This is a genomic window from Pandoraea cepalis (assembly GCF_902459625.1).
GTDB lineage: Bacteria > Pseudomonadota > Gammaproteobacteria > Burkholderiales > Burkholderiaceae > Pandoraea > Pandoraea cepalis.
This window is the reverse complement of record NZ_CABPRY010000016.1, coordinates 56805-78432: the sequence shown is the minus strand read 5'-3', so window position 1 is coordinate 78432 and position 21628 is coordinate 56805. Positions and strand designations below refer to the sequence as shown.

General features: G+C 62.0%; 21 protein-coding genes and 2 tRNA genes. 9 read left to right on the top strand and 14 right to left on the bottom strand.

The features are described 5' to 3' along the window. The 4 genes from PCE31107_RS23550 to PCE31107_RS21910 all read right to left on the bottom strand — a co-directional run. On the bottom strand, positions 1 to 213 hold a 213-nt coding region (locus PCE31107_RS23550; protein WP_217425223.1), incomplete at its 3' end, for a hypothetical protein. 6 nt (positions 214 to 219) lie between these two features. After that, the gene (locus PCE31107_RS21920; RefSeq protein WP_217425222.1) at positions 220 to 1341 is read right to left on the bottom strand and encodes a helix-turn-helix domain-containing protein; all 1122 of its coding nucleotides are present in this window, start codon (positions 1339 to 1341) and stop codon (positions 220 to 222) included. After that, entirely contained in the window at positions 1341 to 1958 is a 618-nt protein-coding gene (locus tag PCE31107_RS21915; protein WP_150610641.1) for a hypothetical protein, read from the bottom strand. Before PCE31107_RS21915 ends, PCE31107_RS21920 begins: the two co-directional genes overlap by 1 nt. A 245-nt stretch (positions 1959 to 2203) precedes the next feature. Beyond that, complete coding sequence (locus PCE31107_RS21910) at positions 2204 to 2857, bottom strand: hypothetical protein (RefSeq protein WP_150610640.1); 654 nt, start codon at positions 2855 to 2857, stop codon at positions 2204 to 2206. A 300-nt stretch (positions 2858 to 3157) separates the two neighbouring features. On the opposite strand from PCE31107_RS21910, the gene PCE31107_RS21900 reads away from it, so the two are divergent. Further along, positions 3158 to 3856, top strand: coding sequence for a site-specific integrase (locus PCE31107_RS21900; protein ID WP_150610638.1), 699 nt, complete (start codon positions 3158 to 3160; stop codon positions 3854 to 3856). Positions 3857 to 3923: 67 nt separating this feature from the next. Here PCE31107_RS21900 and PCE31107_RS21895 read toward each other — a convergent pair. Next, positions 3924 to 3999: transfer RNA gene (locus tag PCE31107_RS21895), tRNA-His, on the bottom strand. Positions 4000 to 4187: 188 nt separating this feature from the next. Continuing rightward, the gene (gene dusA, locus PCE31107_RS21890; RefSeq protein WP_150610637.1) at positions 4188 to 5201 is read right to left on the bottom strand and encodes a tRNA dihydrouridine(20/20a) synthase DusA; all 1014 of its coding nucleotides are present in this window, start codon (positions 5199 to 5201) and stop codon (positions 4188 to 4190) included. Between the two features lie 243 nt (positions 5202 to 5444). Between dusA and PCE31107_RS21885 the strand changes: the two genes are divergently transcribed. Then, positions 5445 to 6329: an EamA family transporter gene (locus PCE31107_RS21885; protein ID WP_150610636.1), complete on the top strand. Its 885-nt coding sequence runs from the start codon at positions 5445 to 5447 to the stop codon at positions 6327 to 6329. Between the two features lie 145 nt (positions 6330 to 6474). Here the strand turns inward: PCE31107_RS21885 and PCE31107_RS21880 are convergent. Further along, positions 6475 to 6551, bottom strand: a tRNA-Met gene (locus PCE31107_RS21880). Positions 6552 to 6751: 200 nt separating this feature from the next. Between PCE31107_RS21880 and PCE31107_RS21875 the strand changes: the two genes are divergently transcribed. The 6 genes from PCE31107_RS21875 (at position 6752) to PCE31107_RS21850 (ending at position 11801) form a co-directional block, all read left to right on the top strand. Continuing rightward, on the top strand, positions 6752 to 7369 hold the full coding sequence (locus PCE31107_RS21875) for an NUDIX hydrolase (RefSeq protein ID WP_240756293.1): 618 nt from the start codon (positions 6752 to 6754) through the stop codon (positions 7367 to 7369). Between the two features lie 59 nt (positions 7370 to 7428). After that, positions 7429 to 8193 carry a leucyl/phenylalanyl-tRNA--protein transferase gene (gene aat, locus PCE31107_RS21870; RefSeq protein ID WP_150610635.1) on the top strand — a complete coding sequence of 255 codons (765 nt, stop codon included), beginning with the start codon at positions 7429 to 7431 and terminating at the stop codon, positions 8191 to 8193. Continuing rightward, positions 8190 to 8966 carry an arginyltransferase gene (locus tag PCE31107_RS21865; protein ID WP_017232326.1) on the top strand — a complete coding sequence of 259 codons (777 nt, stop codon included), beginning with the start codon at positions 8190 to 8192 and terminating at the stop codon, positions 8964 to 8966. The genes aat and PCE31107_RS21865 overlap by 4 nt, the downstream gene beginning before the upstream one ends. 186 nt (positions 8967 to 9152) lie before the next feature. After that, a complete protein-coding gene (locus PCE31107_RS21860; protein ID WP_130025676.1) occupies positions 9153 to 10181 on the top strand; it encodes a quinone-dependent dihydroorotate dehydrogenase in 1029 nt (342 codons plus the stop codon). 50 nt (positions 10182 to 10231) lie between these two features. After that, positions 10232 to 11029, top strand: coding sequence for a transporter substrate-binding domain-containing protein (locus PCE31107_RS21855; protein ID WP_150610634.1), 798 nt, complete (start codon positions 10232 to 10234; stop codon positions 11027 to 11029). Positions 11030 to 11141: 112 nt separating this feature from the next. Beyond that, complete coding sequence (locus tag PCE31107_RS21850; protein WP_017232323.1) at positions 11142 to 11801, top strand: amino acid ABC transporter permease; 660 nt, start codon at positions 11142 to 11144, stop codon at positions 11799 to 11801. A gap of 124 nt (positions 11802 to 11925) precedes the next feature. Here the strand turns inward: PCE31107_RS21850 and PCE31107_RS21845 are convergent, their stop codons facing one another. From PCE31107_RS21845 to PCE31107_RS21835, 3 genes are all read right to left on the bottom strand, one after another. Then, complete coding sequence (locus tag PCE31107_RS21845; protein ID WP_130025674.1) at positions 11926 to 13335, bottom strand: lactate utilization protein B; 1410 nt, start codon at positions 13333 to 13335, stop codon at positions 11926 to 11928. 88 nt (positions 13336 to 13423) lie between these two features. Then, positions 13424 to 14149 carry a (Fe-S)-binding protein gene (locus tag PCE31107_RS21840; protein ID WP_130025673.1) on the bottom strand — a complete coding sequence of 242 codons (726 nt, stop codon included), beginning with the start codon at positions 14147 to 14149 and terminating at the stop codon, positions 13424 to 13426. Positions 14150 to 14239: 90 nt separating this feature from the next. After that, positions 14240 to 16048 (bottom strand): hypothetical protein, encoded by a 1809-nt coding sequence (locus tag PCE31107_RS21835; RefSeq protein ID WP_150610633.1) that lies wholly within the window; start codon positions 16046 to 16048, stop codon positions 14240 to 14242. A 111-nt stretch (positions 16049 to 16159) separates the two neighbouring features. Between PCE31107_RS21835 and PCE31107_RS21830 the strand changes: the two genes are divergently transcribed. Then, complete coding sequence (locus PCE31107_RS21830) at positions 16160 to 16987, top strand: IclR family transcriptional regulator (protein WP_130025671.1); 828 nt, start codon at positions 16160 to 16162, stop codon at positions 16985 to 16987. Positions 16988 to 17079: 92 nt separating this feature from the next. Here PCE31107_RS21830 and pbpG read toward each other — a convergent pair whose 3' ends face one another. The 4 genes from pbpG to PCE31107_RS21810 form a co-directional block, all read right to left on the bottom strand. Beyond that, complete coding sequence (gene pbpG / locus PCE31107_RS21825; protein ID WP_150610632.1) at positions 17080 to 18333, bottom strand: D-alanyl-D-alanine endopeptidase; 1254 nt, start codon at positions 18331 to 18333, stop codon at positions 17080 to 17082. Between the two features lie 188 nt (positions 18334 to 18521). After that, a complete protein-coding gene (locus PCE31107_RS21820) occupies positions 18522 to 19343 on the bottom strand; it encodes a nitroreductase (protein WP_246181935.1) in 822 nt (273 codons plus the stop codon). A 44-nt stretch (positions 19344 to 19387) separates the two neighbouring features. Continuing rightward, a complete protein-coding gene (locus PCE31107_RS21815; protein ID WP_150610645.1) occupies positions 19388 to 20341 on the bottom strand; it encodes a DMT family transporter in 954 nt (317 codons plus the stop codon). Positions 20342 to 20394: 53 nt separating this feature from the next. Next, positions 20395 to 21336 carry a histone deacetylase family protein gene (locus PCE31107_RS21810; RefSeq protein WP_130025669.1) on the bottom strand — a complete coding sequence of 314 codons (942 nt, stop codon included), beginning with the start codon at positions 21334 to 21336 and terminating at the stop codon, positions 20395 to 20397. Between the last annotated feature and the right edge of the window lie 292 nt (positions 21337 to 21628).

The following is a 21628-nucleotide window of genomic DNA, read 5'->3' as shown; positions in this document are numbered from 1 at the left end:
GTTTTTACCCGGGCCGACTTGACCCGATACGCCGAAAAACTCGCTCTGGATTTGGCACAGAAAACCCAAGCGGATCAGGGGCCGTGATTCTCTAGACGCCAGTGGTACGAAAATATCCGTCAGGTCACCTTCGCCCTCCCACTCCCGCCATAGCCCCGCAATCGCAAACGAAGCTTCGCGCAAGGTCCACCAGATGTCTGCCGGACCTTGCAAGTAAACCTATGCAGACGCTCGTAGAGGTATGACGTTGCTTTGCTCCCGAGACTGGTTACTTTCATCGAGACACACATCGTCACACAACAACTCGTCAAGCATAGCAACCGAGATTCCGATCTGCGCAGCAAGAACAGGAAGCGTTATTCCCAGCTTCTCCCTTAATAGAACAACGGACCTATTTAACAACGCCGACCGCTCCATTGGGATCAGACTATCCTCTCGCTCTCCTGCAGCCTCTCCATTTCTTCGCAATCCGATCACACCACGCTTGTACAGATCATCAGAGATAATCTCCAACTGCCGCGCCCGATAAAGAATCGCGGCCTTGCTTACCTTCCATGTAAATTTAAACTCGCGTATTCCCTTCCAGTCCAAGTATGCTCCGCGCGGTGACGGGAAGAGCTTAAACATCATACTTCTCGGCAGCAGGAGCGCACTTGCAAAGCGGTTAGCTTCACTTTCAGTAACACGATCACCGGTCACGACTCCAGCGTGCATAACGCAATGCCCGAGCTCATGCGCGATATCAAATCGCTGACGACACGCACTGGCCTTAGCGTCATTGCGTACGATGATTGGCCTCACGCCACAAAACGATAGTGCGTCGACTTCTCTAGAGATGCCGCTAAATGTGGTCACGATTGCCCCAACATTCTCGGCGAGACGCGTCATATCCGAGATTGGGCCAAGTCCCAACCCCCACTCGCGCCGACAAGCCTCTGCAATTTCCTCAGTAGCGGTGTTATTAACGGGCCGTTCAAATTGTGGAATTCGCACGGCAGGCAATTGAAGGTGCTCCTCGACCACCTCAACCACCCTTTGCATCATCGCGGCCTTTGCCAAAGCGATCTGCTTAACAGAGACTTTGGTTGTTGCGAGCTTTCGAAAATGCACATGTTCTTCCGAAATCGCCCGAACCTGGCGACTCAACTCGAAAAAGGCGGGAGTGACCCCAAGAGCCGATGCCAAATCTGTAACCATGTCGGAAGCCGGAGACCCGCCACCTGTTTCAAGCTTGGATATGTACTGTCGGGTCTTGCCAACACGGCAGGCCACCTCCTCGAGAGAAAACCCTCGAAGAAGGCGAGCCATACGAAGCGCAGCCCCGGAAAAAATCACTTGCATTACTTAGTACCACCAGTTCCAGTATCTTTATCAAACTCCGCACCCTCGTCCGGGCTTTCCGGGCGAAGCGTAACCTCGGCATCGGGCAGGTCCACGGAGGGCGGCGTAATGGCATCGACCGAGTGCAACATGCCCGACGCAGGTCGATGACGCCACTCACAAACCTTCTCCTCGTACGAATTGAAGCCGATTAGATAGACATGATCTTCGTCTTCATCCGTCATCGCCCGCTCGATCACGAATCGCCACAGTACGGGTTGCGTCTCCACCGGGGCAAACAACTGGTCGACGCTATTGCGACGAAAGAATCCGTGCTTCTGAGGATTGTTGGGGTCGTCGGTGAAGAATCGGCACGGGACCCCACCAATTGTGAAGGTAACGTCCATCCCAGAGTGCTTGATGTCTAGCCAGGGAAACTTTTTCGCTTTCCAAATCTGAATCAGCATTTCACGCTGGCGCCCAAACGCCGTGCATTCGCGAGTGTAATTGTTGTCGTACTCACTCTGGAGTGCGGCCAGCGCGTTGTACCTAACATCAAGCAACAGATTAGATAGAGCCTGCAGGCGGTCTTCGGAGAGATCCGGATAAAATTGCGAGGGGTGGTTTGAGGTCGGCATCTCGGCAAATCCAGAGTTTTGTCAACCGCATATTTCTGCATTTTTCCACTTTTGTCAACCAAAAGGTCCCCGTCGTAATATCTCCCACCTCAATCGGTAGAGGTAACGAAGTCTATGCCATCGCATGCCACTTAGATCTGATTTTGATGTTCTCCCTCCCCAACCGCCGCCGGTATGCGGCAGTACTCGCTGAGCAACTGCCTGTCAGGAACGCGGTAGTTCGTGCACATATGGGTACGTCAAGCTCATTTTCGGACGGGATGCTCCAGAGAGAAAATCTCAACCAGCTCGGGGATAAACGTCCCGTTCGGTGCCGCTTTGTAGCCCTTACGGGCCTGTTCGATATGCAACTCAAGATTACCTAGGCTTGAGTAATCGCCGCGCGACAGCTTAGCCTTCAATCGCGCATCGATGCCCACGCGCAATGCCTCCAGAGCGTAATAGGCACACCGTTGCGTCTCGAGTTCAAACGCATCGTCGACGTCCATCCAGTCCTGCCCCCATTGGACAAGAATCCACCTATTGCACTCTTCGAAGCGTCCCCTCATGGACTTCAACGTATCAACCGTCTCAATGTCAAATAGGGTCCAATCAACATCATCGATGGGATGAAACTCCGGGGACTTCAAGCCGTTAAGAATGCTCTCATCGTGGTGCGCCGCTTTCATGTAAAGGCCTTCGGAAACGCGATCGATATAGCTCGAGCAATCCTTCGCGAATGCGACAAGGCGCATGCCAACTTCTTGATAGGCAAGCCTTAGAGCAACCTCTTTCTCGCTATCTGTGCGCTTGGCATCCCAGTACTTTGAGATGACGCCCCAGACAATATTAAGTGCAGCACTCACCACCGCACTCGTCAGAACAATTTGGAGCCAGTCTGGCCCTTGCTGCGCAACCATTTGAGAACCCCGTGGATTTTGTGGACGTAGCGTATCCGGCAAGCGAATTTACTGATACTGTGTTTTTATACAGTATTCATGCTAGTTTACCTCCCTCACCAGCACCACGAGGGAGGCCACCATGCGAGACCCACACGCAACCCGATTCATCGTCATTCCTTTCCGTAAAGGGTCTGGAGGCGATCTGCTGCCCGTTGAAGTGCGATCGGCCAGCACCAGCGTCGGAGCCGTGCGTGTCGCGCACTCGATGCGCGAGCCGCGGCCGGCGCACCAGCGAGTGCGAACAAGGACATGGCCGCCATGCAGACGATCTGCAATTACGCAGTTCGGTGGGGCGTGATCGACGTCAATCCGTTCGCCGGACTCATGCTGAATGAGACGGAAGTAATCCGGCGCGACGTGACAAGCCGTCAGGTCACGCGCTTCTATCTGTGGGCGATCAAGCAGGACCTGCCTTTCAAAACGATGGGATGTGCAGCCATGTTCGCGTACCTCACGGGGTTTCGCGCGGCGGAGGTTCGCCCGTTTCACCGGTCGGGCATTCGGGACGATGGCGTTATCGTGGAGAGCGCGAAGCGCAAGCGCGGTGACGAGAGGGTCATGAAATTGCGTGCGTGGTCGCCTCGACTGAGCGTCGTCGTCAAACGCGCACAGCAAGGACGACGCATCCCGAGCATGGCCCTGTTCGGAAACCGAAAGGGACAGGCATACACGCGAAGCGGATGGGGAAGTGTTTGGCAGGACGCACAATTCGCGTGGATCGCGTCGTTCGATCGGGCCGTGCGAGCAGAGTGGGAAGATCTCGAACGACGTGCCGCCTACCTGATCACCGGGCACTCAGCATACTTCACGCTCAATGACGGACGACCGGTTGCGATCACGGAAAAACTCGAGCGCCGCGAGGCGGACGTGTTCGACTTTGCCGCGCACGCAGATCCGGGCACGACGATGCGGCACTACGATCGCAGACGCGTGAAAAAGGCGTCACCGACGAAGTGAGCAAATTGACAAATCGGGGATTTCGTTGACAAACGAAGTGGTTACTACCGGGGAAAACAAGGAATTTTGGGGTGACCGATGGGACTCGAACCCACGACGACTGGAATCACAATCCAGGACTCTACCAACTGAGCTACGGCCACCGCCGTGATCAGCAACATCACTTGCTTGCTGAACAGAAACAAGATTATAGCGATGTTTTTATTGCGCTGCCAAGCACTATTTTCGCTCGATCCAAATATTTCTCGGCCGGCATGCACGATCGATGCGCGAGATCGTCATCTCACGCGGCGAGCGCTCTTAACGCAACGCCGCGCTTCGATGCTGAACGTCACGCCGTCGCGAGAGCCGCTACGACATCGCGCTCCGAAAACGCCCCCGCGCGCAATTGCGCGCGCGCCTCTTCGAACGCACCGATCCCCGCCTTGAGACGCTTTGGATCCGACAGCACCCGACGCCATCCCCGCGCCCCCGGCACACCGCGATACAAGCCCAACGCATGACGTGTAATCGCGCCGAGATATTGGCCCTTCTCCACCTGCGCCGCCGCGTATTCGATCAACGCGTCTTCCACCGCCTCACGTGATTTCACTGCAGACGTGTCGCCATAGAATCGCGCGTCGACCTCCGCGAGCACATAAGGATTGTGATACGCCTCGCGACCCAGCATCACGCCATCGACGTGCTGCAAATGCAGTTCGACTTCATCGAGCGTCTTCACGCCGCCATTGATCAGAATCTCGAGCTGCGGGAAACTTTGCTTCAGACGATACGCATAGTCGTACTTGAGCGGCGGAATCTCGCGATTCTCTTTCGGGCTCAGCCCCTTGAGGATGGCATTGCGCGCATGCACGATGAAGGTCGTGCAACCGGCTTGCGCAATGCTGCCGACGAAATCCTCGACGAAGGAGAACGATTCGACGTCGTCGATCCCGATGCGATGCTTGACCGTCACCGGCACCTGCACCACATCGCGCATCGCCTTGACGCAATCGGCCACCAGGGCTGGCTCCGCCATCAGACATGCGCCGAACGCGCCACGCTGTACACGCTCCGACGGGCAGCCGCAGTTCAGGTTGATCTCGTCATACCCCCACTGTTCGCCAAGCTTCGCGGCCCGCGCAAGGTCCTGCGGCTCGCTACCGCCCAATTGCAGCGCGACGGGATGCTCGACGGCATCGAAATCGAGATGGCGCGCAACGTCGCCATGCAACAGCGCACCGGTCGTGACCATCTCGGTATAGAGCCACGTGTGACGCGACAACTGACGATGAAAGACCCGGCAGTTCGAATCCGTCCAATCCATCATCGGCGCGACACTGACGCGGCGGGCAGGCAGGTTCATGCAAATTCCTCGGCTACGGCAAACGTCGCCTCACCCCAGCAAGACGACGTCTCTTGATACGCAAAACACGAAGTATACGTCATGCCCCCATCGGGCGCCGGCGCGAGCGCGCCCCCTCGGCCCCGCGCCGCATCAGGCCACGAGGGCATTGGCGCGAGGACTTCGCCACCACACGTCGACGCCCCAGGAGTACACTTTCGCCTTCCCGAACGCCACACCAATGCCGCACAAGGAGACGCCAGCATGGCACCGAAGGACTTGTTACGGGCACTCATCGTCGTACTCGCCTGGGGCGTGAACTTCGTCGTCATCAAGGTCGGGTTGCACGGCGTGCCGCCCATGCTGTTGGGTGCGCTGCGATTCCTGCTCGCGGCCTTCCCCGCGATCTTCTTTGTCAAACGTCCGCAAGTGCCATTGCGATGGCTAATCGCTTACGGTGCGACGATCTCGTTCGGGCAATTCGCACTCTTGTTCACCGCGATGTACGTTGGCATGCCCGCCGGCCTTGCCTCGCTCGTCCTTCAGGCACAGGCGTTCTTCACCTTGGGGCTCGCCGTGGCGTGTCTGGGCGAACGCTTCCGCGCGCAGAACGTGGCCGGCCTGCTGATCGCGGCGGCAGGCCTCGCCGTCATCGGCATGCAAGGCGGCGGCGCCATGACGCTGCTCGGCTTCGCGCTCACCCTCTGTGCCTCGCTTGCCTGGGCAACGGGCAACATCGTCACCAAGAAGATCGGCAACGTCGATCTCGTCGGCCTTGTGGTCTGGGCAAGCCTGATCCCGCCGATTCCATTCGTGCTGCTGTCGTATTGGTTCGAAGGCCCGCAGCAAATCGCGAACTCACTCGCGCATCTCTCGGCGGCATCGATCTTCGCGGTCGCCTACCTGTCTTTCGTGGCGACGCTCGTCGGCTATTCGCTGTGGGGTCGTTTGATGACGCGCTATCCGGCCAGTCAGGTCGCGCCGTTCTCGCTGCTCGTGCCGATCATCGGCCTGGCATCGGCGGCACTGCTGCTCGACGAGCAACTCACTGCGCCGCAAATCGCGGGCGCGGCGCTGGTCATGGCGGGCCTCGTGGTGAATGTATTCGGCGCAAAGCTCAAGCAACGCCTGCTACCGACGTCGCAATAACGCCAATAACGCTCGTCGGCGTGAAAGCGGGCGCGCCCGCTTCCGACCGGGACACGACACCGGCGGACACGAGCGTGATGCCGCCGACACCGCCGAGCCGAAACGCAAAAAGCCTGATTTCGTAAAGAAATCAGGCTTTCGAATTTGGTTGCGGGGACAGGATTTGAACCTGTGACCTTCGGGTTATGAGCCCGACGAGCTGCCAGACTGCTCCACCCCGCGTCTGAAGAATTGAAGTATATGACAATTGCCACCGCAGTGCAACATAACTCGCCGATTATTTTCCTTGTGACCACGCGGCCGCTAACGCCGGTTCGCCGCACGCGGCAGCAACCCGGGATATCCCGGCCCACCACGTGCGCCACCGCACAGCGTGCGTTGCCGATGATACACTCGCAGCAACCATGAACCGACGCCCTCCCATCCAATTCTGTTCCGCCTGCGGCCACTCGGTCGAGTCGCGCATTCCGCCCGGTGATAACCGCGAACGGCACGTGTGCACTCATTGCGGCACCATTCACTACGAGAACCCGCGCAACGTGCTTGGCACGGTGCCCGTGTGGGGTGATCAGGTGCTGCTGTGCAAGCGCGCAATCGAGCCGCGCCTGGGTTACTGGACACTGCCCGCCGGCTTCATGGAAATCGGCGAGACAACGGCACAGGCCGCCGCACGCGAAACGCTGGAAGAAGCCGGCGCAACCGTCGAGGTCGGCGCCCTGTTCTCGCTGCTCAACGTGCCGCATGTGAATCAGGTCCACATTTTCTATCTGGCGCAGATGCGCGAGCCGCAGTTCGCCGCGGGAGAAGAGAGCCTCGAAGTCGCCTTGTTCTCGGAGCACGAAATTCCCTGGGATGACATCGCCTTCCCGACGGTGGCGAAGACGCTGCGCTTCTTCTTCGAAGACCGTCGCGCAGGGGCCTTCGGCGTGCACCTCGAGGCCTCCCCCAACGGCGCTGCGGCGCCCGGCGTGCCGGTGCCGTCGCTGCCCGTCAATACGGCGCACACCGAAGATATCCTCACGCCGATGCTGCGTGTCTGAGCCGGCCTGCGCGGCCCATCGCACTACGTCACCCGACACGCCGGAACGCTGACATCGACATGGTCGTCTGGCTCGAAGCAAACGATTCCTTTCCCCCGGTGGACGAAGCGCTCGGCGCATCGAGCGAGGCGCCGGGTTTGCTGGCGGCCGGCCTCGACCTCTCGCCGCAACGTCTGCTTGCCGCCTACCGGCAAGGCATCTTCCCGTGGTACTCGCAGGGTCAACCCGTGCTCTGGTGGAGCCCGGACCCGCGCATGGTGCTGCGTCCCGAGAATTTCGTCGTCAGCCACAACTTCCGCAAACTGCTGCGTCGCGTGCTGCGCGACGACGCCTGGGAAATCCGTCTCGACGCCGACTTTGCCACCGTCATGCAAGCCTGCGCACAAGCCCCCCGGCGCGCGCAGGACGGCACATGGATCACACCCGCGATCATTGCCGCCTATCGCGCACTGCACGACGCCGGGCTCGCCCACAGCGTGGAAACCTTCTACGAAGGTGAGCGCGTCGGCGGTCTTTACGGCGTGGCGCTCGGACGCATGTTCTATGGCGAATCGATGTTCGCCCGCCGCACCGATGCATCGAAAATCGCCCTCGCCGCGCTCGTCGCGTTTGCACGCGCGCACGCAATAGAGGTGATAGACTGCCAGCAAAGTACCGCTCATCTGGCGTCGCTCGGCGGCAGCGAAATTCCCCGCCAGACATTTCTGACGCACGTGCAGAAGGCGGTCGTGGCGCCCGCCCCCGTCTGGCGTCTGGATAAGCAAATGCTCAGCACACTGGCCTACGGTAACGCAGCAGACAAGGCTCACGAGGTTTCCCAGTGACCCATCCGAACGAACTGCCGCTCTCCCCGCTATCCGCCCTTCAGTTCTACGCAACGGCGCCCTACCCATGCAGCTACCTCGATAATCACACGGCACGCTCGCAGGTCGCCACGCCCAGCCATCTGATCAACTCGGACGTCTACAGCGAACTCGTTCGCGCCGGGTTTCGCCGCAGCGGCGTGTTCACGTACCGCCCGTATTGCGACGGCTGCCGCGCGTGTGTGCCCGTGCGCGTACCGATCGCGCGCTTCGCGCCGAACCGCACACAACGTCGTATCTGGCGCCGCCACGCTGGCCTCGCGGTCAACGTCTCGGGGTTGCATTACACCGAAGAGCATTACCAGCTCTACATGCGCTACCAGTCGCAACGTCATGCGGGCGGCGGTATGGACCATGACAGCCGCGAGCAGTATGAGCAGTTTCTGCTGCAGAGCCGCGTGAACTCCCGACTGGTGGAATTTCGCGAGCCGCCCGGCCATCAAGGCGCAGGCACGTTGCGCATGATCAGCATGGTCGACATCCTGAGCGACGGCCTGTCGTCGGTCTACACGTTCTTCGATCCCGACATCGAAGGCGCGTCGTACGGCACGTACAACATTCTTTGGCAGATCGAGCAGGCGCGCGCGCTCGGACTGCCGCACGTCTATCTCGGCTACTGGATTCAGGCAAGCCGCAAGATGGTCTACAAGGCGAACTTCCGCCCCCTGCAAGGCCTGCTCGACGGCCAATGGCAAGACATGCCGGAAGCCATGCTCGACGCCGCCGGCGAGTAACCTCGGCACTGTGCTCCGGGGTGCTGTCGGGCGCGCGATTCGCGGGGCGGCCACCCGTGCGCACCGCGCTCATTCCCTTGCCAGCCCGCCGCCGTTCAGGAGTACGCAGAGCGTAGAAAATTGGCGCGCTCGGCGACCGGGATACCGGTAAAATGGCGACTTTCCGATTCTGCCGAACCCGACATCGTGCTTGCGCCCCTCTACCCTCTGGCCCGTCGCGCCCTGTTCTGTCTTGATGCCGAACAAGCCCACCATTTGACGCTGGCCACGCTGCGCAGTGCTGCCTCGCTCGGCTTGGCCGGTCTCATCGGTCAGACGCTGCCCGAAGATCCACGCACGGTCATGGGCATCCGCTTCCCGAATCCCGTGGGCCTCGCCGCAGGCCTCGACAAGGACGGGAGCTGCATCGACGGCCTCGCCGCACTGGGCTTCGGCTTCGTGGAAGTCGGCACGGTCACGCCGCGTCCGCAGCCGGGTAATCCGAAGCCGCGCATCTTCCGCCTGCCGCAAGCCGAAGCGATCATCAACCGCATGGGCTTCAACAACGGCGGCGTCGAGCAGTTTCTTCAGAACGTGCAGTCGGCGCACTACAAGGGACCGCTGGGCCTGAACATCGGCAAGAACGCCGACACACCGATCGAGCGCGCGGTCGACGACTACCTCATCTGCCTCGAGAAGGTGTACCCGTACGCCACCTATGTGACGGTCAACATCTCGTCGCCCAATACGAAAAACCTGCGCCAGTTGCAAGGCGGCGACGAACTCGACGCCCTGCTCGGCAAGCTCAAGGACAAGCAACGGGCGCTGTCCGACCGCCACGGCAAATACGTGCCCATCGCCCTCAAGATTGCGCCGGATCTCGACGACGAGCAGATCAAGGTCATCGCGGGCACACTCACGCGTCATGGTTTCGACGGCGTGATCGCCACCAATACAACGCTCTCGCGCGAGGCGGTAGCGGGCCTGCCCTATGCCAACGAAACCGGCGGCCTGTCGGGGCGGCCCGTGTTCGAAGCCTCGAATCGCGTGATCCGCGCACTGGCCGCCGAGCTGGGCGGCGCGCTGCCGATCATCGGCGTGGGCGGCATCCTGTCGGGTGCCGACGCGCAGGCCAAGCTCGATGCCGGGGCCAGTTTGGTACAAATCTACAGCGGGCTGATTTACCGCGGCCCCGAGCTGGTGCGAGAATGCGTGCAAGCGCTGCGTACGGCCTGATCGGCCGCACGTCGCGCCCCCTTTATTTGACGCAGGGAGACCTCAACATCATGAAAAACTGGCTCAAGACGCTGTGCCTCGTGCCACTGACCGCCGTTGCGCTGCTGGGCACCGCACCCGCGCGCGCCGCCGATCTGCTCGACACCGTGAAATCGGCGGGCGTACTGAAAATCGGCATCGAAGGGACTTATCCGCCGTTCAACTATCGCGCGACCGATGGCCAGCTCGAAGGCTTCGATGTCGACGTCGCCAAGGCCGTGGCCGAACGTCTCGGCGTGAAGCCGGTGTTCGTGACGACGGAATGGAGCGGCATCATCGGCGGTCTCGTGGCCGGTAAATTCGACGTCATCGTCAATCAAGTGGCCATCACCGACGAACGCAAGCGCTCGCTCGACTTCAGCCAGCCGTACACCTTCTCGGCCGCACAGCTCATTCAGCGCAAGGACGACAAACGCGAGTTCAATTCGCTCGATGCCCTCAAGGGCCACAAGCTCGGCGTAAGTCTCGGCAGCAACTACGACAAGCTCGCGAAGGCGGTGCCGGGCATCGACGTGCGCACCTATCCGGGCGCGCCGGAGTACCTGCGCGATCTCGCCGCCGGGCGCATCGACGCGGCCCTCAACGATCGCCTGATGCTCGCCTACCTGATCAAGACGTCGAACCTGCCGCTGCGTCCGGGCGCCGTGTTGCAAGGCGCCAGCGAGTCGGTGGGCATTCCGTTCCGCAAGGGCAACCCCAAGTTCGCGAAGGCCATCGACGATGCCCTCACGGCCATGAAGCAGGACGGCTCGCTCGGCAAGCTCGCGCTGAAGTGGTTCGGCGAGGACACGTCCAAGCCGGCGAAGTAACCCGCACGCCGCGCGCGACACACTTCGGTCGCATCACGGCCGGCACCACGCAAACCAAGCGGGTGCCGGCCGTCGTCGTTCAGGCCCACGTTCCCCCCCAGACACCCCCCTCATGAATCCATTCGAACTCGCCGCCCAATCCATGCCCGTGCTGCTGCAAGGCACCGTGCTCACGATCAAGTTCGCCTTGATGTCGATGGTGTTCGGCTTGGCGATCGGCGTCATCGTGGCGATCATGGGTATCGGCAACGTCCGCGTGCTGCGCGGCATCGCCCGCACCTATGTCAGCATCATGCGCGGCACTCCGCTGCTGGTGCAGATCTTCGTGATCTATTACGGCCTGCCGGGCGTTGGCATCGCGCTCGATCCGACACCCGCCGGCGTGCTCACGCTCAGCCTGAACGTCGGCGCCTATCTGTCGGAGAGCATGCGCGGCGCCCTCGAAGGCATGCCGCGCGGACAATGGCTCGCGGCCTACAGCCTCGGCCTGTCCTATTGGCAGACGCTGCGTTACGTCATCGCCCCGCAAGCCCTGCGCATCGCTGTGCCGAGTCTCGGCAACAGCCTCATCAGCCTGATCAAGGACACATCGCTGGTCTCGGTCATTACCGTGACCGAGTTGCTGCGCTCCGCGCAGGAGGTCATTGCAACGACCTACCAGCCGCTGCCGCTCTATCTCGCCTGCGCCGCCATCTACTGGGTGCTGTCGACCGGGTTGTCGGCACTGCAGCGACGCATCGAGAAACGCCTGGCGTTGCCCGCCAGAACCTGACGGGCGCGCCAATAAAAAAGCCGGGCCCCGGATGCCAATGTCAGACATTCGGGGCCCGGCTTTTGCTTTGAACGCCGGCACGTCAAGGCCACCGGTCATTCCACATCGCTGAACGCTTAAGCGCTTACCGCGGCGCGCGACGCTCGCGATACATCGCGCGAAACGTCTTGCCGCTCGGGGCAGGCATTTCCCGCGTATCGCTCCATCCTGCGGCGAGCGGCAGCTTCGAGAGACTGCCACGCTCGCGCCCCATCCAATGGAGCACACGCGCACCCAGGCCGGCAAGCGCGGCATACAGACGAGGGCGACGCGCCGCAAACGCCCACGCGGCGAGCGCCGTGCGCTCCTGCCACGGACGCAGGCCTCGATCGACCTGGCGCTCGCGCAGCTTGCGAAGCAGGTCGGAAATCGGAATGCCCACGGGGCAGACGCGATTGCACTCCCCGCACAACGTGGCGGCCTGCGGCAGATCGAGGGTCTTCTCCAGGCCGACATAGCTCGGCGTGAGCACCGACCCCATCGGCCCCGGATACACCCAACCGTAGGCGTGCCCGCCGATCTTCTGATATACGGGACAATGATTCATGCAAGCGCCGCAACGGATGCAACGCAGCATGTCTTGAAACGCGCCACCGATCAGTCCCGAGCGGCCACCGTCGACCAGCACGAAGTACATATGGTCGGGGCCATCGAGTTCACCCTCGACGCGCGTACCGGTCAGCAGCGAGAAGTAGTTCGACGTGCCCTGCCCGGTCGCGGAGCGCGGCAGCAGGCGCATGGCCGTCGCCAGATCCTCGAGCGTGGGCAACACCTTCTCGATACCGGTCACGGCCACATGCACGCGCGGCATGATCGTGCACATGCCTTCATTGCCTTCGTTCGTCACCACGGCCACGGAGCCGGTTTCGGCGACGAGAAAATTGCCGCCGGTCACGCCCATGTCCGCCGAGAGAAACTGCGGACGCAGCATCTCGCGCGCTTCGCGCGTCATCGCCGGAATGTCGGTCAGACGCGGCTTATGGTGAACGCGCGCGAACAGGTCGGCAACCTCGTCCTTGTCCTTGTGCACGACCGGCGCAATGATGTGCGACGGCGGTTCGTTGTCGTTGATCTGCAGGATGTATTCGCCCAGATCGGTCTCGACCGATTGCACGCCCATGTCGGCGAGCACCTTGTTGAGCTGCAATTCCTCCGTGACCATCGATTTCGACTTGATCACCTTCTTGACGTCGTGCTTGCGGGCGATTTCGGCAATCAGGCGGGCGGCGTCCTGCGTCGATTCGGCGAACAAGACCGTGGCGCCACGTCGCGTGGCCTCGCGCTCGAAAATCTCCAGCCAGACATCGAGCGTCTCGAGCCCGCGATTACGACGCGCCTTGAGCGCCTCGCGCGTGGCCTCGAAGTCGATTTCCTCGATGGCCGTGGCGCGCGCCGTCACGAACTTGGTCGAGAGTTTCCGGAGGTTGGCCTGCAGACGCTGGTCCGCAAGCTTTTGCCCGGCGCGCGCCTTGAATTGCATCGATTGAACTTGCATCGCGACTCACTGGAGGTGATGGCCGCCGGTGTGCGTCATCGCGCACACGGGCGTGAAGGTCGGGAGGGTCGGGAGGACAGCGGTGAGCTCACACATCGCCCGCGAGCACCTGGGCAATGTGAAGCACGCGCGTCTTCGTGTCGCCGGTGCGGCGCAGACGTCCTTCGATGTTGAGCATGCATCCGAGGTCGCCCAGCACGACCGCTGGCGCCCCGCTCGCGGCGATGTTCGCGCACTTCTCGTCGACGATGGCCGTCGAGATGTTGCCGTACTTGAGCGCGAAGGTGCCTCCGAAACCGCAACAAGCCTGGCAGTCCTTCATTTCCGTCATCTTGACGCCCGGCATTTTCGCGAGCAATGCGCGCGGCTGCGTCTTGACGCCCAGCTCACGCAACCCCGAGCATGCGTCGTGATAGGTCACTTCGCCGTTGTAATCGCCGGGCACGGTATCGATGTGCAGCACATTGACGAGGAAATCGGTCAGCTCGAACACGCGCGGGCGCAGTCGCTCGTACCGGCCCATGAGTTCGGGGTCGTCGGCGAAGAGGTCGCCGTAGTGCGCCTTGACCATGCCACCGCACGATCCCGACGGCACGACGACGTAGTCGAACGATTCGAACTCCTCGAGAAACTTCTGAGCGAGATCGCGGGCGATGGCCCGTTCGCCCGAGTTATAGCCGGGCTGACCACAGCAGGTCTGGGAATCGGGAATCACGACCTCGCAGCCCGCCGTCTCCAGCAGCTTGAGCGTCGAGAAGCCGATCTCCGGACGCATCAGGTCGATCAGACACGTGACAAAGAGTCCGACGCGCATTGGGGGAATCCTCTTTCCGGGAATAATGGGCCATTATAAGTCGCTGGGCCGGTCTGGCCCAGCGTGGATTCCCGCATATCGCGCCGTCGCTTACGCCATCCGGGGGGCCGCGTCGCTCAACGCGCTCAACGAGTTTGTCCGCGTCAGCCCGCGTCGCTCGGCGCGGGGCGCCGCTGCAGGATAGGGCATGAGCGCCAGGCGCGCCGCCATCATCTCCTGCACCCGCGTCAACCGCTGCAAGTCTTTTCTGAAGCTTTCAAATTTGGCGTCGGTGTTCGCGAACCCTGCGGCGACTTCCGACGACAGGGTGTCCAATCGGTTCGTGAGGGTATCGACTTGACCGGTGACGCCATCGAGCCGAGTGCTGAGGCTGCCGACTTGATCGGTGAGCTTTCCGAATCGATCGGTCAGGCTGCCGACTTGGCCGGAGAGGTTATCGACTTGATCGGTGAGCTTTCCGAATCCATCGGTGAGGCCGCCGACTTGACCGGTGAGGTTATCGACTTGACCGGTGAGGTTATCGACTTGACCGGCGAGGTGATCGAATTGACCGGTGAAGTTATCGACTTTACCGGTGAGCTTACCGACTTGACCGGTGAAGTTATCGACTTGACCGGTGAGCTTACCGACTTGACCGGTGAGCTTACCGGCTTGATCGGTGAAGCTGGACGCTTGCGTGGTGAAACCGTCGAACCGATGGGTGAGGGTGTTCACTTGACCGGTGATCCCATCCAATCGACCGTCCATTCGATTCGCCACGGTGGCCATTTGCGTCGAAAGGACGCCTGCCCGACTGTCCAGCGAGTCCACGTGACTATTGACCTGGCCCAGGCCAGTCTTGATGCCCGTCAAAAGATTCCACACCATACTTTCACGCTCGAGCGCGGCACGCCGATCGGCCACGTCCAAATACGATCTCATCATAGTCCCCTCCGTTTCAATGAATTGCTTGGTGCTTGCCAACAGACTTTCTACCGACTTCCATCCTCGCTCACGATCGAACCCACGAATACTTCCCAGGCTGACCCCGCGGATCACCAGCGTCATCACCGTCGCCACGACGCCGAGAAGACCGCCCGACAAAAACAATCCCGCCACCGCCACGGCGGCCGCCGCGGAGTATAGGGAAGACGTCATGACAACGCGCTTGCCGTAGTGCTTGCGTTCCGGCCACACCTCCTTGGTAGCCAGTGCGATCGACTCGCGCACGCCAGCCAGGCATCGCTCGATCTCGGCGACGCTATCGGCGCGCTCGGTCGACTGACTCTGACTCGCCGTCATCTGGATAGCGCGGTCGTCAAAGGTCGCCCCGCTGGACGCCACCGAGCGCTGCGCCGTGGCGAGACATTTCGCCAGGATTTCCTGCTCCTTGCGCAGCGCCTCCGTCAGATGCCCCAGAATCGCCGAGAACCGCCTCGCCGACGGCGTGAGACTGTCGACATCGTGATCATTCAACTGCTCGCCGACCTGGCAGTAGGGCCCCGATCGGCTCGGGTTGCCGACATATCGATAGACCCCGTCCCACAGTCCGCCGCCCCAGTACCCCGACGTCGCCTTCTTGTAAGTCGAAAAGAAGGCACTTTCCAGGCGAGACAGCGCGCCACAGTCCAATCCCAACTGCGCCTTCGCGTTGGCGATCCGCCGAAACTGTCCGACGATTTCCGCGTGCTTTTCGGCAATCGACTTTCCGTAAGTGACGGCCTCCCGGCCATGCGTGCACTTTGGCTGCGGCCAACTCCCCGCCCCCGGCGCAAATCCGTACCTGTACATTCCCCGAACCTCCTTGAGCGTGCCGATCTCGTCTTTCGATCCAGCCGAACACCGAATGAAATGACAAGGCCATGGTAGTCGTCTGGACGAGAGACCACTTTCGGTTTCAGTCAGCCGAGACTGCGGCAACGACGCTCTCCTGTGGCACGCCCACTTTTCGCAGAAGTCCTCTACAGGAAGGGTGCGAATTTTTCACAATATGATATAGAATCACCCCTATACGAAACTCGGCCCTCCCCCATGAAAGACGAAGGTAGTCAAAGTACGGAGTCGCGCACGTCCATCCAGGTCATCGAGCGCATGATGCGTCTGCTCGATGCCCTTGCCGCCCATGCCGATCCCGTCAGCCTGAAGGAATTGGCGCAGTCCACGGAACTGCATCCGTCCACGGCGCACCGTATCCTGAACGACATGGTCGCCTGCCGCTTTGTCGACCGCTGTGATCCGGGCACGTACCGTCTGGGCATGCGGCTGCTCGAACTCGGCAATCTGGTCAAGGCACGGTTGTCGGTGCGCGATGCCGCCCTCGCGCCCATGCGCGGCCTGCACCGGATGACCGGCCAGACTGTCAACCTGTCGGTGCGCCAGGGCGATGAAATCGTCTATATCGAGCGGGCCTACAGCGAGCGTTCGGGGATGCAAGTGGTGCGCGCCATCGGTGGCCATGCGCCCTTGCACCTGACATCGGTCGGCAAGCTCTTCCTCGCGGCAGACGAAGCCGCGCGCGTGCGCGCGTATGCCACGCGCACCGGCCTGTCGGGACACACCCGCAACAGCATCACCGATCTGCAAAAACTCGAGCGCGAGTTGAGCCACGTGCGCAAGTCCGGCTATGCCCGCGACAACGAGGAACTCGAACTGGGGGTTCGCTGCATTGCGGCGGGCATCTACGACGACAGCGGCAAGCTCGTGGCCGGACTCTCGCTGTCGGCACCCGCCGACCGTTTGCAGGACGCGTGGCTCGCAAATCTGAACGAGACGGCGCTGCAGATTTCCGCGTCGCTCGGCTTTCACGCGCCGAACCCTGCCGTCGGCAGCAACGTGTCGCATGTAGCGACAGCCGAATAGCCCGAGCCGAGATCGCGCTTCGCGAATCCGGTTGCAGAATGCAAAAGGCGCTCCCGAGGGAGCGCCTTTTGTTTGGCAACGGTTTGGGCGACTTACAGCGCGTGTTCGCTATTGGTCGCGACTTGTGCCGTCGGTGCCGTACCCGCCGTGCGTTGCGGCGTAGCGCCGCCCCCTTCGAGCAGCCACTTGCGAACGCGCGTGGCGTCGGCGAAGCGCGAGTACTTGCCGGTCGAATCGAGCAGAATCATGATCACCGGACGGCCATCGACGTTGGCTTGCATCACGAGGCATTGCCCCGCTTCGTTGATGTAGCCCGTCTTCTGCAGACCGATTTCCCAGCCCGGGTGTCCGATCAGGTGATTCGTGCTGACATAGTGCAATTCGCGACGGCCGGTATTGACGTCGTAATTGCTGTCCGTCGAGAAACGGCGAATCATCGGGTACTGATAAGCGGCCTTGACCATCTTCACCAGATCACGTGCGCTCGACACATTCTGGCTCGACAGGCCCGTTGGATCGTTGAAGTGCGTGTCGTTCATACCGAGCTGCTTCGCCTTGCGGTTCATCGCCGCGAGGAACGCCGGACGACCGCCCGGGAAGTAACGCGACAGCGCAGCGGCCGCGCGATTCTCCGACGACATCAGCGCAATGTGCAGCATGTCTTCACGCGACAGACGCGACCCCACCGACAGACGCGACCCCGTACCCTTCTCGTAATCGCGATCTTCGTCCGTCACTTCCATCATGTCCGTCATCGGCACGCCCGCGTCGAGCGACACCATCGCGGTCATCAGCTTCGAGATCGACGCGATCGGCAACACGGCTTGCGAGTTCTTGTCGAACAGCGATTCGCCGGTGCGCTCATCGACGACATAGGCCACCGAGGAACGCAGCGCCAGCGCGTCAGGGGATTCATGCAGACCGAATGCGCGCCCGGCGGACAGCCGATCCTGCGCCTGCGGCGTAAAGTTGACGGTGCGATACGACGTCACGACACGACGTTTGCCGTGTTTGTAGACGACGTGTTTGATGGCAACGCGCTTGGTGGCCGCGTCTTCTTCGACGGCAGCCAGTTTGCGCGCCTTGGCGCCGGCCTTCTCGCGCGAGGCGGTCTTGGCAACGGCTCGTTTGGCACCGGAATGGGACGCAGCGACGGATTTCGTCGCCTTGGTGTTGGCACACGCACGCTTCTGGGCGGCCGTCTTGGCCGCCTTGGACGAGCATACGCTCGTCTTACCGGCAGCTTGAACGACGGCGGGGGCACCAGCGGCGAGCGAGATCGCCACGACGGCAGCACCCCAGAGGCGGGAGCGGCACAGACGCGCAAGGGTGGTGATCGCGTACATAGATTGGGGGTAGCGTAAGGTTGACAGGCAACGAGTTTGGAAGAAGTTTAGTAACTTCCCAAAAAATAAGCAATATGAATGACTTAGCTGAAATACTTAATCCGGCATCTGGCAGTTTTGTGCGGCGCAATCCGCCAAACTGCACATTCGCAACAAATTGCCAAATAACGCCAACATCCGGAGGTGATTCAGCTTAGGAAATGCGCCCACTCATCCAGCGGCGCGCGGTCGGTGACAAGCTGGTTTTCGATGGCCTCCGGATCCGCATACCCCAATGCCATGCCGCACACCACCATTCGGGTCTCGGGCAGGCGCAGTTCCGCCGCAATCACCTGGTGAAACGTGGCGAACGCGGCCTGCGGGCAAGTGTCGAGACCGCGCGCCCGCGCCGCGACCATCACGCTCTGCAGGAACATGCCGTAGTCCAGCCAACTCCCCTGCTCCAGGTGTCGATCGATCGTGAAGATCAGTCCGACCGGCGCGTCGAAGAAACAGAAGTTGCGCGCGTGCTGCCCCTGCATGCGGTCTTTGTCGGCGCGGCCAATACCCAGCAGTCCATACAAATCCCAACCGACCTTGCGCCGCCGCGCCTGGTAAGGTTCCGTCCACTCGCGCGGGTAGTAGGCGTACTCCTCCTGATGCATCAAGCGCTGCGCCGGGTCGTTGAACGCCTCCAGCAGGCGCGACGTCAAGGATGTCAGCGCCTGGCCGGTCAATACATACGTTTGCCAAGGCTGAATGTTGCTGCCCGACGGCGCACGCGAGGCCACGCGAAGAATGTCCGCCACCGTTGCCTGCGGCACCGGGGTGGGCAAGTACGCCCGAATCGAGCGCCGGCTGCGAATGGCCTCGTCGACATAGGCCACACGCTGCTCGGCGTCATTGCCGATCGTCGGGCGACGCGCCCCCTCCCCCGTCCCCGGTTGCGCATGCAAGTCGGCTGCCTCGGCGGCGTTCTGCGCCGAGGGCTGTGCGGCGTCCTGGTGCGGGTGTTGGTGTAGGTGTTTCATTAGACTGGCTCACGGCAAACGAAGGGGAAAATGCGTCGCCCGGCTCATGGCGACGACGCGGCCGGCATCGCCCGCCGCTCGATGACAAGCGCAACGCCAAGGGCCGCGACGACCATCCCGGCGGCACTCAGCGGGGACAACGTCTCGCCGAACAGCAACCAGGCCATGACCGCCGTCGTCGGAGGCGTCAGATACATCAGGCTGGATACCTTGGTCGCGGCGCCCTGTCGAATCAGCAGAAACAGCAAGGAGATGGCACCGATCGACAACGCCAGCACCGACCATACCAGCGCGCCGATCATTTGCGCGTTCCAGCGCACTTGCATCGTCTCGAGCATCCACGCGGCGGGCAGCGTTACCGCAAACGCCGCACCGAACTGCACGAGCGTGCCGACACGCAAATCGAAATGGGCGCAAAACCGTTTTTGATAGAGCGTGCCCGCCGTGATCGCGAGCAGGCTCAACACGCACAAGGCCACCGGAACCGCGCCGATGCCGCGAACGCCAACCTTGTTGGCCACCACCAGCCCGACGCCGGCGAATCCGCACAGCAGCCCCAACCATTGCCGGCGCGAGACCGGCTCACCGACCACACGTGCGAAGAGTGCCGTCAACAACGGCTGGATGCCGACGACCAGCGCTGCCAGCCCGGCAGGCGCGCCGTGCTTGATCGCCGCCCAGACGCCGCCGAGATACACCGCCTGGATCAGCGTGCCGGACACGGCAAGATGCGCAATGAGCGGCCAGTCGATGCGCCCCATCGTGCCGGCCGGTACCGCCCGGCCCTCCGCCGCGCGCCGCCTCGGCCATGACATGCCCGTCAACCAGGCGATGGGAAGCATGACCAGCAGCGTGCCGCCGAAGCGCAGCGCAAGAAAGGTCAGCGGCTCGGCATTCGGCATGCCGTATTTGGCGACAATGAAACCGGTGCTCCAGATCAACACGAACCACCACGGCATGGCCGCGCGCCAGATCGCCGCACGTTCGGTGCCGGCCATCTCGCGACCCTGTGGCGCATTCGCGGGCGAAGGTGACACCGTGCGATGCTCGCTCATACGAGCGCACCTTCTGCCGGCGCAGGGTGCCCACGGCGGACCGCCTGCTGGAACTGATCGGCGAGGCGGATCGTCGCAAAATGCGCGGCGACCGTCTGTTCGATGTCGCGGCCGTAGCCGCCTGCCATTGCGATAGCCACCGGCAACCCGCGCTCGGCGCAGGCCGTCAGCACCCGACGGTCGCGCGCGAGCAAGCCGTCATGCGTCAATGCCAGCCGGCCAAGCCGATCATTCGCCAGCGGATCGGCGCCCGCGAGATAAATCGCAAGGGTCGGGGTGAATTGCGCGAAGAGATCGGTCAGTGCGTGGCCGAGCGCGACCAGGTAATCGTCGTCGCCGCATCCGTCGGGCAATGCCACGTCGAGATCACCGCGCGCCTTGTGAAATGGGTAGTTATGCTCGCCGTGCAGCGACAGCGTGAACACGCTCGGGTCGTGCTCGAAAATGGCCGCCGTGCCGTTGCCCTGATGCACGTCGAGATCGATGATCGCCACACGCGTGCCCGGGCCGAGGTCGGCCTGCATCGTGCGCGCCGCGACCGCTGCGTCGTTGAACACGCAGAAGCCTTCGCCACGGTCGGCATACGCGTGATGGGTTCCCCCAGCGAGATTCGCAGCCACGCCATCGGTCAGCGCGGCCCGGCAGGCCGCCACCGTCGCCCCCGCCGACCGGCGCGAGCGCTCGACCATTTGCGGTGACCATGGGAATCCGATCGTACGCTGCTCTTTGGGATCCAACTGACCGGCGCTCACTCGCGCCACGTACGCCGGCGAGTGGACGCGACCGAGCATCACGTCGTCCGCGGACAATGCCTCGGCAAGCGCGACGTGCGGCAATTCCCCCGCCACACGCTCGCGCAGACGGGCATACTTTTCCATCGGAAACCGATGCCCGGGTGGCAACGGCAGCACGAAATGATCGCTGTAGAACGCTTGCATCGACGCGAATGGCCGGCAGTGGCGGCACGCAAAAGGGCGTTGAATGACATCGGCACAGGCGCATGGACCACGCGAGCCACGCTCGGTAAGGCAGCGAGCCGTTGACCGCGACGATGTCTCGCCAGTGCCGGAACTCGACGATAGTAACATCGGCGCACGGGGTGCGCCGGGTGCCAAAACGGTGCGGAGCCGCACCAATGAAGCGTTTCCGGACGGTGCCCGCCATTCGCCGCAACGCGGTGTCACACGTCGGCCATGGGATCCCAACCGGTTGATTTTGTAAGCTTTTATT

Coding starts and splice junctions, on each gene's coding strand:
- PCE31107_RS21920 (WP_217425222.1), bottom strand. CDS start 1,341: ATGCAAGTGATTTTTTCCGGGGCTGCGCTTCGTATGGCTCGCCTTCTT.
- PCE31107_RS21915 (WP_150610641.1), bottom strand. CDS start 1,958: ATGCCGACCTCAAACCACCCCTCGCAATTTTATCCGGATCTCTCCGAA.
- PCE31107_RS21910 (WP_150610640.1), bottom strand. CDS start 2,857: ATGGTTGCGCAGCAAGGGCCAGACTGGCTCCAAATTGTTCTGACGAGT.
- PCE31107_RS21900 (WP_150610638.1), top strand. CDS start 3,158: ATGCAGACGATCTGCAATTACGCAGTTCGGTGGGGCGTGATCGACGTC.
- dusA (WP_150610637.1), bottom strand. CDS start 5,201: ATGAACCTGCCTGCCCGCCGCGTCAGTGTCGCGCCGATGATGGATTGG.
- PCE31107_RS21885 (WP_150610636.1), top strand. CDS start 5,445: ATGGCACCGAAGGACTTGTTACGGGCACTCATCGTCGTACTCGCCTGG.
- aat (WP_150610635.1), top strand. CDS start 7,429: ATGGTCGTCTGGCTCGAAGCAAACGATTCCTTTCCCCCGGTGGACGAA.
- PCE31107_RS21855 (WP_150610634.1), top strand. CDS start 10,232: ATGAAAAACTGGCTCAAGACGCTGTGCCTCGTGCCACTGACCGCCGTT.
- PCE31107_RS21850 (WP_017232323.1), top strand. CDS start 11,142: ATGAATCCATTCGAACTCGCCGCCCAATCCATGCCCGTGCTGCTGCAA.
- PCE31107_RS21845 (WP_130025674.1), bottom strand. CDS start 13,335: ATGCAAGTTCAATCGATGCAATTCAAGGCGCGCGCCGGGCAAAAGCTT.
- PCE31107_RS21840 (WP_130025673.1), bottom strand. CDS start 14,149: ATGCGCGTCGGACTCTTTGTCACGTGTCTGATCGACCTGATGCGTCCG.
- PCE31107_RS21830 (WP_130025671.1), top strand. CDS start 16,160: ATGAAAGACGAAGGTAGTCAAAGTACGGAGTCGCGCACGTCCATCCAG.
- pbpG (WP_150610632.1), bottom strand. CDS start 18,333: ATGTACGCGATCACCACCCTTGCGCGTCTGTGCCGCTCCCGCCTCTGG.
- PCE31107_RS21820 (WP_246181935.1), bottom strand. CDS start 19,343: ATGAAACACCTACACCAACACCCGCACCAGGACGCCGCACAGCCCTCG.
- PCE31107_RS21815 (WP_150610645.1), bottom strand. CDS start 20,341: ATGGCCGGCACCGAACGTGCGGCGATCTGGCGCGCGGCCATGCCGTGG.
- PCE31107_RS21810 (WP_130025669.1), bottom strand. CDS start 21,336: ATGCAAGCGTTCTACAGCGATCATTTCGTGCTGCCGTTGCCACCCGGG.